This is a genomic window from Blautia sp. 1001283B150304_161114_C9, assembly GCF_015668165.1.
GTDB classification, from domain to species: Bacteria; Bacillota; Clostridia; order Lachnospirales; family Lachnospiraceae; genus Blautia_A; species Blautia_A wexlerae.
In genome coordinates this window covers 1-12,203 of record NZ_JADPGO010000051.1, presented here as the reverse complement: position 1 = coordinate 12,203, position 12,203 = coordinate 1, and the positions used below count along the sequence as shown (strand labels likewise).

Genomic DNA, 12,203 nt, shown 5'->3' with positions numbered 1-12,203 from the left:
CAGATTGCCTGCGGCAATGGAATTTTGGCTTGTATGTCTCGGGATTTTGGCATATTCATGCCAAAACACCTCGCGGGATAGTGGCGTGTGAACAGTAACAGTAAAACAATAAAAAGCGCGAAACTGGGAATATCTGGTTTTGCGCTTTTATTCAGATTATAGTGAATGATTATCTGGTGCAGATGTATGTGGCGAAAACAGACTGCAGATATCTGTAATGAATTTCCTGGTAATAGTTACTGTTCATTCCGTGCCCAGTAACACGCTTCGCGATGCAGGAAATATGAACCTCCTTGTGCAAAGCCCAAGGAGTATCGTTTGCTTTGCAAACTTAATTTATGCTATTCGCATAAATTCGCACGGTATGTCTCGGGATAGTGGCGTGTGAACAGTAACTGATAATGATAAAAATATGTTATTGAATGAAATTCAGGGTTGACAAATATAGCTTCCGGTGGTAAATTAAGTGTAAATTTAACAGATTAAACCGATGAAGCGGAAATCAAAGCAGTCATGCGCGCACAGAGAATCCGGGCAGGTGAGAGCCGGGTGGAAATGCAGTCTGCCAAATGGGCCGCTGAGGGCACAGTGAAAGGTTGAAGGTTACAGAGCAGACTAAGTATCCTGTGACGTGAGGCATACGTCAGTTGCCGGGAATATGAAGGTATTTCGCAAAGAGTACGGTTCAAACCGTAAATCAAGGTGGCACCGCGGGTGAAGTATATACGCTCGTCCTTGACAGAAACGATAATTCTGTCAAGGGCGGGCTTTTTTATGTTCCTGGCAGAAACTGAATTAATCACAGGAGGTGTTTCCATGTATCCAACATTAGAAACCATCAGGCAGCTTGCACAGACAAAAGAATATCGTCGTATTCCTCTGTGCAGAGAACTTTATGCAGACAGATATACACCGGTAGAGGTAATGCGCATTTTGCGAAAAGCCAGCCGCCATTGTTACCTGCTGGAAAGTGCTAGCCAGACAGAAGTGTGGGGAAGGTATTCTTTCCTGGGGTATGAACCATCCATGGAGATTACCTGTACAGACAGAACATTGAAGATCCGGACAACCGATGCTGAGGGAAAAACAGAGGAAACCGTAAGGCAGGTCACACATCCCGGTGATACTCTCAGAGAAATCATCCGGAAATATAAAACTCCGGTAATGGAAAAGATGCCTCCTTTTACAGGCGGTCTGGTAGGATATTTCTCCTACGATTATATCAAATACAGTGAACCAAAGCTGAAACTGGAGGACAGGGAACAGCAGGATTTCAGGGACATGGATTTAATGCTTTTTGATCAGGTGATCGTATTTGACCATTTCAGACAGAAAGTACTTCTGATCACAGGTGTGATGGCAGATGATCTGGAAGCCTCCTACGAGGAAGCAGTAAAGAAATTGGAGGAAATGGCGCAGCTGATCCGAAACGGGGAGCATATGGAATTTGAACCGCTGAGACTTCAGTCAGAAATACAGCCGAAATTTCCGAAAGAAAAATATGCAGAGATGGTGGAGAAAGCCAAACATTACATCAGAGAAGGTGATATTTTCCAGGTGGTACTTTCCAATCCCATGCGTGCGAAAGCAACAGGAAGTCTGTTTGATACTTACCGGGTTCTTCGGGCATCTAATCCTTCTCCGTATATGTTTTATTTCTCCAGTGATGACATTGAACTGGCAGGTGCTTCCCCGGAAACCCTTGCGAAGCTGGAAAATGGCACCTTAAGTACCTTCCCTCTGGCAGGAACCAGACCAAGAGGAAAGACAAGAGAAGAGGATAAAGAACTTGAAGAGGGACTTCTGAAAGATGAGAAAGAGCTGGCAGAACACAATATGCTGGTAGACCTGGGAAGAAACGATATCGGAAAGATCAGCAAGATCGGAACTGTAAAAGTAGAAAAGTATCTCTGCGTAGAACGTTTTTCCCATGTAATGCATCTGGGCTCCACAGTAACAGGAATTATCCGGGATGATAAAGACGCTGTGGATGCAGTAGACGCAATCCTTCCGGCAGGAACCCTTTCCGGAGCACCCAAATTCAGAGCCTGCCAGATCATCGAGGAACTGGAACAGAGCAAACGAGGCATTTACGGAGGCGCCATCGGATATCTGGATTTTGCAGGAAATCTGGATACCTGTATTGCCATCCGCCTGGTTTACAAGAAAAACGGAGAAATCTGTATCCGTTCAGGTGCCGGAATCGTGGCAGACAGTGTACCGGAAAAGGAATTTCAGGAATGCTGCAACAAGGCAAGAGCAGTGGTACAGGCAATTGAACAGGCACAGGAGGGATTAGAATGATATTACTGATCGATAATTATGACAGCTTTTCCTATAACTTATATCAGCTCATCGGTGCAGTGGAACCGGACATTAAAGTAGTGAGAAACGATGAGTGTACACTGGAAGAAATCGCAGAGATGAAACCGGAAGCCATCATTTTATCCCCTGGTCCGGGAAGGCCGGAGGATGCAGGTATCTGTATTCCGGTGATTAAAGAATTTGCAGGAAAAATCCCCATCCTGGGTGTGTGCCTGGGACATCAGTCCATCTGCGAAGCCTTTGGAGGAACAGTTTCCTATGCAAAAGAGCTGATGCATGGAAAGAAAAAATTGATGTATAAAACAGGAGAAAGTCAGCTTTTCAAGGGCCTGCCGGATACCTTTGCAGCAGCCAGATATCATTCTCTGGCAGCGTTAAAGGATACCCTGCCTGCAGAACTTAAGGTGACAGCAGAGTCAGAGGACGGAGAGGTCATGGCAGTGGAACATACAAAATATCCTGTGTTCGGAGTACAGTTTCATCCTGAATCGGTAATGACACCGGACGGTAGAGTGATGATAGAGAACTTTATGGAGGTAGTGAGAAATGATTAAGGAAGCCATTATTAAATTATCAAAGAAACAGGATTTAGCTTATGCGGAAGCAGAAGCTGTAATGGACGAGATTATGAGCGGTCAGGCAACACCTGTACAGATGTCTGCTTATCTTACTGCATTAGCTTTAAAAGGAGAGACAATTGATGAGATCACAGCTTCCGCAGCAGGTATGAGAGCTCACTGTATCAAACTTCTCCACAACCTGGATGTGCTTGAAATCGTGGGTACCGGCGGAGACGGTTCCAATTCCTTCAATATTTCCACTACTTCTTCTCTGGTGATCGCAGCAGGCGGTGTTCCGGTTGCAAAACATGGAAACAGGGCAGCATCCTCCAAATCCGGTGCAGCAGATGTTCTGGAAGCACTGGGAGTGAAGATTACACTGACGCCGGAACGCAGTGCAGAGATCCTGAAAAAGATCAACATCTGCTTCCTGTTTGCGCAGAATTATCACATTGCAATGAAATATGTGGCACCGATCCGTAAAGAGCTAGGAATCCGTACTGTATTTAACATTCTTGGACCGTTAAGTAATCCGGCAGGTGCAAACATGGAACTGATGGGAGTTTACGATCAGTCACTGGTGGAGCCACTGGCACAGGTTATGGCAAATCTGGGCGTTAACAGAGGAATGGTTGTCTACGGACAGGACAGTCTGGATGAGATTTCCATGTGCGCACCTACTTCTGTATGTGAGATCAGGGATGGCAAATTTACTTCCTATGAGATCACACCGGAACAGTTTGGATATGAGAGATGTGAGAAGGGTGCCCTGACAGGTGGTACACCTGCAGAAAATGCAGAGATCACAAAAGCAATCCTGAAAGGTGAGGAAAAAGGTCCGAAGCGTCAGGCAGTATGTTTAAATGCAGGTGCAGCACTCTATATTGCAGGAAAAGCCGCTTCTATAGAAGAAGGAGTGAAGCTGGCAGAATCCCTCATCGACAGCGGTGCAGCACTGAAAAAACTGGAAGAATTTGTAGAAGAGACAAATAAATAAAAAGCAACCCCAAATTACTAATGTAAAGGAAATCTGTAACTGTCCGGTAATCTGCTGACTGTGGATATACAGAACAGTTACAGAAAAATCATAGAGATTATGAAGAATATATTAGAAGAAATAGCAGCCAGAACAAGAGAAAGAATTGCAAAAGAAAAGACCTGTATTTCTGTTTCAGAGCTGGAGAACCGGATTCAGGAAGTAAATAAAAATGCAGGGAAGAGAATTACATTTCTCCAGGCATTACAAAAAGACGGTATGTCCTATATCTGCGAGGTAAAGAAAGCCTCCCCCTCAAAGGGACTGATCGCACCGGATTTTCCATATCTGGCAATTGCAAAGGAATATGAACAGGCAGATGCAAGTGCAATCTCCTGTCTCACAGAACCTTTTTATTTCCAGGGAGCAGACCGGTATCTGAGAGAAATCGCAGCCGCTGTACAGATACCTGTACTCCGCAAGGATTTTACAGTAGATGAATATATGATCTATCAGGCGAAATCCCTTGGTGCTTCCGCGGTATTGCTTATCTGCGCCATCCTGGATGACGGAGAATTAAGAGCATACAGACAGCTTGCAAAAGAGCTGGGACTGGATGCGCTGGTAGAAGCACACGATGAGTACGAAGTGGACAGGGCCTTAAATCTCGGGGCAGAGATCGTGGGAGTCAATAACCGGGATCTGAGAACCTTTCAGGTAGATATGAACAACAGCATCCGCCTGAGAAAAATGGCACCGGACAATGTGGTTTTTGTTTCCGAGAGCGGAATCCGCACCCCGGAGGATATCCGGCTTCTTTATGAGAATAAAGTGGATGCGGTACTGATCGGGGAAACACTGATGAGAAGCCCGGACAAGAAAGCAGCACTGGAAAGACTGAATGGCAACCCGTTACGCTGAGAGATCAGATATCATCTGGGAGGATAGAACATGACCAGAGAACAACAGCAAAGAATCAAAATCAAAATCTGTGGTCTGAAAGGCCCGGAAGACATTACCTATGTAAATGAAGCAAAACCTGATTACTGCGGATTTATCATAGAATTTCCGAAGAGCAGCAGAAATGTTACAGGTGCATTGGTGAGAGAACTTACTGCAAAACTTAATCCGGACATTATCCCTGTAGGTGTTTTTGTAAATGCAGCACCTGAGCGTGTGGAGGAACTGCTTCTTGACGGAACTATCCATATTGCACAGCTTCATGGACAGGAAGATGAGGCATATATACGGAGAATCCAAAAGAATACAGGTCATCAGGTTATAAAGGCCTTTTCCGTAAAAACGGCTCAGGATATTGAAAATGCCCTGAAAAGTCCGGCAGATTATATACTGCTTGATCAGGGTGGCGGTGGAACCGGACAGACCTTTGACTGGTCACTGATCCCGGAGATAGACAGACCGTTTTTCCTGGCAGGAGGACTGGGTGCAGATAATCTGGAAACAGCCGTCCGGACTATTCATCCCTATGCAGTAGATCTGAGCAGCAGTGTGGAGACGGATGGAATGAAAGACAGAGATAAGATTTTGAAGGCAGTTCAACTGGTGCATATGAAATAAGATAACCGAATCAAGTAAGTCACCTGCTTCAATTGCGAAAAGCAATAAGCAGTGGGTGGGGACTTGCTTGTATCAGGAGGAGTGCAAGCTCCTTCTGATAAACTGCGGAGCAGTTATTCGGTTATGAGCAAGTAGCGAAGCGGATTGCGAATATCCGCTTGACTAATTCAGAAAGAACATAGAATACTCTGACCGACCATCTAACAGGCCAGGGATTACATACATAAAAGGAGGACATATACAGATGTCAAAAGGAAGATTCGGCATCCATGGAGGACAGTACATTCCGGAAACACTGATGAATGCTGTCATCGAATTGGAGGAAGCCTACAACCATTATAAAGATGACCCGGAGTTTAACGCAGAGCTTACAGAGCTTCTGAATGAATATGCAGGAAGACCATCCCGTCTCTACTTTGCATCCCACATGACAGAAGATCTGGGTGGAGCAAAAGTATACTTAAAGAGAGAAGACTTAAACCATACAGGTGCTCACAAAATCAACAATGTACTTGGTCAGGTACTTCTTGCAAAAAAAATGGGCAAGACCCGTGTCATTGCAGAAACAGGCGCAGGTCAGCATGGTGTGGCAACAGCAACAGCAGCAGCTCTTATGGGTATGGAATGTGAAATCTTCATGGGAAAAGAAGACACAGAACGTCAGGCATTAAATGTATACAGAATGCGTCTTCTGGGTGCAAAGGTCAATGCAGTTACTTCCGGTACTGCAACACTGAAGGATGCTGTTTCCGAGACAATGAGAGAGTGGACAAACCGTATTTCCGATACACATTATGTACTTGGTTCTGTAATGGGACCTCATCCGTTTCCTACAATTGTTCGCGATTTTCAGGCAGTGATCTCCAAAGAAATCAAAGAGCAGATCCTTGAAAAAGAGGGCAGACTTCCGGATGCAGTTCTTGCATGTGTAGGTGGCGGATCCAATGCGATCGGAACATTCTACAATTTTATCAATGACAAAGATGTCCGTCTGATCGGATGTGAGGCAGCAGGACGTGGCGTAAATACGGCAGAGACAGCAGCTACCATTGCAACCGGCAAACTGGGAATCTTCCATGGAATGAAATCTTATTTCTGCCAGGATGAATATGGTCAGATCGCACCTGTATATTCCATTTCCGCAGGTCTGGACTATCCGGGAATCGGACCGGAGCACGCACATCTCTATGATACAGGACGTGCAGAATATGTACCTGTCACAGATGAAGAAGCAGTAGAAGCATTTGAGTATCTTTCCAGAACAGAGGGAATCATTCCTGCCATCGAAAGTGCTCATGCAGTCGCTTACGCAAGGAAAATTGTTCCACAGATGAGAAAAGACCAGATCGTGGTCATTACAATTTCCGGACGTGGAGATAAGGACTGCGCAGCAATCGCGCGTTACAGAGGGGAGGATATCCATGAATAAGAGAATTACAGAAGCATTTGAAAAAGGAAAGGCATTTATCCCGTTTATTACCTGTGGAGATCCGTCTCTGGAAGTGACAGAGCAGCTTGTCTATGCAATGGAGGAAGCTGGTGCAGACCTGATCGAGCTTGGGATTCCGTTTTCTGATCCTACAGCAGAGGGACCGGTGATCCAGAGAGCAAATGTGAGAGCACTTTCCGGTGGTGTGACTACAGACAAGGTATTTGACATGGTGGTAAAGATCAGAAAGAACAGTTCTGTTCCTATGGTGTTTATGACTTATGCAAACGTGGTATTTTCTTACGGAACGGAGCGGTTTATTAAAACAGCTGCAGAAATCGGAATGGATGGTTTGATTCTGCCGGATGTGCCATTTGAGGAAAAAGAAGAGTTTGACAGTGTATGTAAGAAATACGGTATTGATCTGATCTCTCTGATCGCGCCGACTTCTCATGAGAGGGTCGCACAGATTGCGAAGGATGCGGAAGGGTTTGTGTATTGTGTTTCTTCTCTTGGTGTTACAGGAACAAGAACTAATATTACTACAGATATCGGTGCAATGGTGAAATTGGTAAAAGTTGCGAAAGATATTCCTTGTGCAGTAGGTTTTGGAATCTCCACACCTGAGCAGGCAAAGAAGATGGCAGCACAGTCTGATGGAGCGATTGTAGGATCTGCAATTGTGAAGTTGTGTGCACAGTATGGCAGGGATTGTGTGCCCTATGTGAAAGAGTATGTGAAATCTATGAAAGATGCTGTAATGGAAGCTTAGGAATAAAAAAAGGGACGCGCAGAAACATATTTCATTTCGTGTGCGGTTTCGGAGCCTAAGAACTTCTAAGCTGCTAAAAATATGCTAAAAACATAAGAAAAATGACCCAAACTCGCCGCATGCTGCGGCTCAGACAGTGGGTCATTTTTCTTATAACGCATATTTTTATCAGCTAAGAAGTTCTAAGACTCCTGCAAATGCACACGAAATGAAATATGTTTCTGCGCTGTGTATTGGTATGAATTGAAAATCCTCCTGAATAAATTGCGGAGAAGTTATTATAGCAGTTCCATATAATACTGCAAGCAATCCGTATCCTTTATAAGAAAGACCTCAGAATCTGCAGAACTCCGTTTTCCCAGTAGGGCGGGCAGGTATTTTTGGCGGCAGCCCGGACTTCGGGGCGGGAGTTGGAGACTGCGTAGCTGAGACCGGCATTCTGAAGCATTTCAATATCGTTGAGGTTATCTCCGAAAGTGCAGGTTTCGTCAGGTGAAATTCCCAGATATTCCTGCAGGAAAGCAACGGAAGGACCTTTGCCGGAACCTGGGGCAGTACAGTCCATCCATTCCTTGCCGGCGGCAGCCATAACTGTTTTGTCTTTCCAGGTGGGAGTGAATAAAGGGGCGCACATTTCCTCACAGGCGTTGGGGTGGTAGACAGCAAATTTGTTTACCTGCTGCCCCTCGAGTTTTAACATTTCCGGAACTTCATGGATATCATATCCGTAAGAATCTCTCAGCCAGTGAAACATCTGGCTGCCTCCGTCTTCTGCGAAACAGCGTTCAGGTGTGGAAATAAAATAATCACAGGAAGGCATATTCTCTCTTACCATAGAACACATTCCTTTCCAGATTTCGTCCGGCAGAGTATCCACTTTCAGAATCTCCTTCGGAGTCCGTACAACAGTTCCTCCGTCAGAGATATAAAGCAGTCTGTCTGCGACAGGGGCAAACAGCTTCCTCTCACTTCTGTACTGCCGTCCGGAGCATGCCACAAACATAATCCCCTTATCAATCAGCCTTCCGATAACCTCCATATACTCCCTGTCAATAGCCAGAGTCCCATCTTTTACCAAAGTTCCATCTATATCTGAAGCAATCAGCTTAATCATAAAAATCAAATCCTTTCTATAATAAAATACCCTCTCATTCTATCACGCTTAAATATAACTTGCCATACAAAAATATTTGCTGATATCCTTAAACTTTTTGCCCGCCAAACCCCATTGACTTTTCCACCCTTTTTTCTTATATTATATAAATAGAAATCTGCGTACTCTGAAAACTACGCATTTAAACCCTGAAAAAAGGAGAGTTGCTCGAAATGAACAAAAAAATGCTCTTTGTTTTCAATCCCAAGGCAGGTAAAGGCAAGATCAAAACAAACCTGCTTGATATAGTAGATATTTTCAACAAAGGCGGTTATGAAGTCATTATCTATTCCACACAGAAACCAAAAGATGCCTACGAGAAAGCCAAAGAATACGAATCCAAAGTGGACCTTATCGTATGCAGCGGCGGAGACGGGACTCTTGATGAGGTGGTTACCGGAGTAATGGAAAAGAAGAGTTCCATTCCCATCGGATACATTCCGGCAGGAAGCACCAACGACTTTGCAAACAGTCTCTTTATGCCGAAAAGCATGACAGATGCCGCTTCCATGATCATGGAAGAGAAACTTTATCACTGTGACATCGGCAGATTCAATAACCAGAGCTTTACATATATAGCAGCTTTCGGTCTTTTCACAGATGTAGCCTATCAGACAGATCAGGATCTCAAGAATATCCTTGGCCATGTAGCCTATCTTCTTGAGGGAGTGAAACGCCTTTTTGATATCAAATCATACCATATGAGAATTGAATCCGAAGAATTAACTGTGGAGGATGACTTCATCTTTGGAATGATCACCAATTCCCGTTCAGTGGGAGGGTTTAAGAACCTTACAGGCAAGAACGTGGATATGAATGACGGACTTTTTGAAGTCACCATGATCACAAGACCGAAGAATCCGCTGGAATTGCAGGAGATCATGACTGCAATGCTGACAGCAGAGGACAATACAGATCTGATCCATTCTTTTAAATCAGCCAGGGTGACCATTACCTCAGAAGAACCGGTACCATGGACTCTGGATGGTGAATACGGCGGCAGTCATACACAGATAGAGATTGAAAACTGCCACGAAGCACTGAATCTGTATCTGAAAAGTACAAAAAATGAGGAAACCAGATCAATTGGAATTTCCCCGTTAATAAATAAAAAGGAGAAATAAAATGGGTGAGTATATCAATGTAGTAGAGACTTTTGGATGTGACGTGTTTAATGATTCCGTCATGCAGGCACGACTTCCGAAGAAAATCTACAAAGAATTGAAAAAAACCATAGAAGAGGGCAAAGAACTGTCTATGGAAATTGCGGATGTAGTAGCACACGAGATGAAAGAATGGGCCATCGAGAAAGGTGCCACACATTACAGCCACTGGTTCCAGCCCCTTACAGGTGTGACAGCAGAGAAACATGATGCTTTTATCACAGCTCCGATGGATAACGGCAAGGTCCTGATGTCTTTCTCCGGAAAAGAACTGATCAAAGGTGAACCGGATGCATCTTCTTTCCCGTCCGGTGGATTAAGAGCAACTTTTGAGGCGAGAGGATATACAGCATGGGACTGTACATCACCGGCTTTTGTCCGTCATGATGCAGCAGGTGGAACACTCTGTATTCCTACTGCATTCTGTTCCTATACGGGAGAAGCACTTGACCAGAAGACACCACTTCTTCGTTCTATGGAAGCAATCAACACCCAGGCACTCCGTCTGTTGAGACTTTTCGGAAATACAACTTCTAAGAAAGTAACTCCGTCAGTAGGAGCAGAGCAGGAATATTTCCTGATCGATAAAGAGAAATGGCTTCAGAGAAAAGACCTGATCTATACAGGCAGAACTCTTTTTGGAGCTATGCCTCCGAAGGGACAGGAAATGGATGACCATTACTTTGGAAGTATCCGTCAGAGAATTTCCGCATACATGAAAGAGGTAAATGAAGAATGTTGGAAGCTTGGAATTCCTGCAAAGACACAGCATAATGAGGTTGCCCCTGCACAGCATGAGCTTGCACCGATTTATGCACCGGTCAATATCGCAGCAGACCAGAACCAGATGATGATGCGTATTCTTAAAAAGGTTGCCAGCCGCCATGGAATGCGCTGTGTCCTTCATGAGAAACCATTTGCAGGTGTGAATGGCTCCGGTAAGCATAACAACTGGTCTCTTACCACAGATGACGGAATCAATCTTCTGGATCCGGGCAAAACACCTCATGAAAATATTCAGTTCCTTCTGGTCCTCACCTGTATCCTGAAAGCAGTAGATGAACATGCAGATCTTCTGCGTGAATCTGCGGCAGATGTGGGAAATGACCAGAGACTTGGCGGCCATGAGGCACCGCCGGCAGTGATTTCCGTATTTCTTGGAGAGCAGCTGGAGGATGTTCTGGAACAGCTGGTCAGCACAGGAACAGCAACTCACAGTAAAAAGGGAAGTAAGCTGGAAACAGGTGTTAAGACTCTGCCTGATTTCATGAAGGATGCCACAGATCGTAACCGTACTTCACCTTTTGCTTTCACAGGAAATAAATTTGAATTCCGTATGGTGGGCTCAAGAGATTCTATTTCCGCATGTAACGTAGTCCTGAATACGATCACGGCAGAAGTATTTAAGGAAGTATGTGACCGCCTGGAAAAAGCTCCTGATTTCGAGCTGGCGGTACATGACCTGATCAAAGAATATGCCACAGATCATCAGAAGATTGTATTTAATGGAAACGGCTATGCGCCGGAATGGGAGAAAGAAGCTAAACGCCGCGGACTTCCGATCCTTCCGAGCATGGTGGATGCAATCCCTGCACTTACTACAGAGAAGGCAGTGAAACTCTTTGAATCTTTTGATGTATTCTCAAGAGCCGAGCTTGAATCACGTGCAGAGATTAAATATGAGATTTACTCTAAAGCAATCAATATTGAAGCAAAGACAATGATCGACATGGCAACCAAACAGATCATCCCGGCAGTTATCAGATATACCACTGTTCTTGGCGAATCTATCAATACAGTGAAGACAGCGGGCGAAGGACTGATCGATGTAAGTGTACAGCTTGATCTGCTCAAGAAAGCATCAAAACTCTTAAAGGCTGCGAACAGTGCCATGAGTAAGCTGAGCAAACTGGTTGAGAAGACCCAGGAATATGCAGAGGGACGGGACAGAGCCGTATTCTGCAGAGAAAAGGTGGTTCCTGCAATGGAAGCTTTACGTGAGCCGGTGGATGAACTGGAAATGATCGTAGATAAGGAAATGTGGCCGATGCCATCTTATGGAGATCTTGTATTTGAAGTATAATGAAGAATGTTATAATAAAGATACTGTTCATGCACCACTATCCCGCGAGGTGTTTTGGCATGAATATGCCAAAATCCCGAGACATACAAGCCAAAATTCCATTGCCGCAGGCAATCTGGAATGAATTTTGGCTACGTTACTGTGAACGGAGTGAACAGTAACAT

At 44.7% G+C, this 12,203-nt stretch carries 10 protein-coding genes; 9 read left to right on the top strand and 1 reads right to left on the bottom strand.

The window, feature by feature from the left end; all coding sequences use genetic code 11:
* The first annotated feature begins 816 nt into the window (after positions 1 to 816).
* The 7 genes from trpE (at position 817) to trpA (ending at position 7,640) form a co-directional block, all read left to right on the top strand.
* Positions 817 to 2,304 (top strand): anthranilate synthase component I, encoded by a 1,488-nt coding sequence (gene trpE / locus I4V44_RS16420; RefSeq protein WP_120062368.1) that lies wholly within the window; start codon positions 817 to 819, stop codon positions 2,302 to 2,304.
* The gene (locus tag I4V44_RS16415) at positions 2,301 to 2,879 is read left to right on the top strand and encodes an anthranilate synthase component II (protein WP_008707336.1); all 579 of its coding nucleotides are present in this window, start codon (positions 2,301 to 2,303) and stop codon (positions 2,877 to 2,879) included. Before trpE ends, I4V44_RS16415 begins: the two co-directional genes overlap by 4 nt.
* Positions 2,872 to 3,882, top strand: coding sequence for an anthranilate phosphoribosyltransferase (gene trpD / locus I4V44_RS16410; protein ID WP_062807918.1), 1,011 nt, complete (start codon positions 2,872 to 2,874; stop codon positions 3,880 to 3,882). The genes I4V44_RS16415 and trpD overlap by 8 nt, the downstream gene beginning before the upstream one ends.
* Positions 3,883 to 3,981: 99 nt before the next feature.
* The gene (trpC, locus tag I4V44_RS16405; RefSeq protein WP_182448928.1) at positions 3,982 to 4,782 is read left to right on the top strand and encodes an indole-3-glycerol phosphate synthase TrpC; all 801 of its coding nucleotides are present in this window, start codon (positions 3,982 to 3,984) and stop codon (positions 4,780 to 4,782) included.
* 30 nt (positions 4,783 to 4,812) lie between these two features.
* Entirely contained in the window at positions 4,813 to 5,439 is a 627-nt protein-coding gene (locus tag I4V44_RS16400; protein ID WP_120062363.1) for a phosphoribosylanthranilate isomerase, read from the top strand.
* Between the two features lie 244 nt (positions 5,440 to 5,683).
* Positions 5,684 to 6,868, top strand: coding sequence for a tryptophan synthase subunit beta (trpB, locus tag I4V44_RS16395; RefSeq protein WP_022381374.1), 1,185 nt, complete (start codon positions 5,684 to 5,686; stop codon positions 6,866 to 6,868).
* Complete coding sequence (gene trpA, locus I4V44_RS16390; protein ID WP_118633508.1) at positions 6,861 to 7,640, top strand: tryptophan synthase subunit alpha; 780 nt, start codon at positions 6,861 to 6,863, stop codon at positions 7,638 to 7,640. Before trpB ends, trpA begins: the two co-directional genes overlap by 8 nt.
* A 319-nt stretch (positions 7,641 to 7,959) precedes the next feature.
* Here trpA and I4V44_RS16385 read toward each other — a convergent pair whose 3' ends face one another.
* Positions 7,960 to 8,754, bottom strand: a complete 795-nt coding sequence (locus tag I4V44_RS16385; RefSeq protein ID WP_196002977.1) for a Cof-type HAD-IIB family hydrolase — start codon at positions 8,752 to 8,754, stop codon at positions 7,960 to 7,962.
* A gap of 212 nt (positions 8,755 to 8,966) precedes the next feature.
* Between I4V44_RS16385 and I4V44_RS16380 the strand changes: the two genes are divergently transcribed.
* Both I4V44_RS16380 and I4V44_RS16375 read left to right on the top strand, forming a co-directional pair.
* Positions 8,967 to 9,917, top strand: a complete 951-nt coding sequence (locus tag I4V44_RS16380; RefSeq protein WP_008707346.1) for a diacylglycerol/lipid kinase family protein — start codon at positions 8,967 to 8,969, stop codon at positions 9,915 to 9,917.
* Between the two features lies 1 nt (position 9,918).
* Positions 9,919 to 12,039 carry a glutamine synthetase III family protein gene (locus tag I4V44_RS16375; protein WP_118409007.1) on the top strand — a complete coding sequence of 707 codons (2,121 nt, stop codon included), beginning with the start codon at positions 9,919 to 9,921 and terminating at the stop codon, positions 12,037 to 12,039.
* Positions 12,040 to 12,203: the final 164 nt, after the last annotated feature.

What these genes read in the sequence shown, in the direction of transcription:
- I4V44_RS16400 (WP_120062363.1), top strand. Translation starts at nt 4,813, where the DNA reads ATGACCAGAGAACAACAGCAAAGAATCAAAATCAAAATCTGTGGTCTG.
- trpD (WP_062807918.1), top strand. Translation starts at nt 2,872, where the DNA reads ATGATTAAGGAAGCCATTATTAAATTATCAAAGAAACAGGATTTAGCT.
- trpA (WP_118633508.1), top strand. Translation starts at nt 6,861, where the DNA reads ATGAATAAGAGAATTACAGAAGCATTTGAAAAAGGAAAGGCATTTATC.
- trpC (WP_182448928.1), top strand. Translation starts at nt 3,982, where the DNA reads ATGAAGAATATATTAGAAGAAATAGCAGCCAGAACAAGAGAAAGAATT.
- I4V44_RS16375 (WP_118409007.1), top strand. Translation starts at nt 9,919, where the DNA reads ATGGGTGAGTATATCAATGTAGTAGAGACTTTTGGATGTGACGTGTTT.
- trpB (WP_022381374.1), top strand. Translation starts at nt 5,684, where the DNA reads ATGTCAAAAGGAAGATTCGGCATCCATGGAGGACAGTACATTCCGGAA.
- trpE (WP_120062368.1), top strand. Translation starts at nt 817, where the DNA reads ATGTATCCAACATTAGAAACCATCAGGCAGCTTGCACAGACAAAAGAA.
- I4V44_RS16385 (WP_196002977.1), bottom strand. Translation starts at nt 8,754, where the DNA reads ATGATTAAGCTGATTGCTTCAGATATAGATGGAACTTTGGTAAAAGAT.
- I4V44_RS16380 (WP_008707346.1), top strand. Translation starts at nt 8,967, where the DNA reads ATGAACAAAAAAATGCTCTTTGTTTTCAATCCCAAGGCAGGTAAAGGC.
- I4V44_RS16415 (WP_008707336.1), top strand. Translation starts at nt 2,301, where the DNA reads ATGATATTACTGATCGATAATTATGACAGCTTTTCCTATAACTTATAT.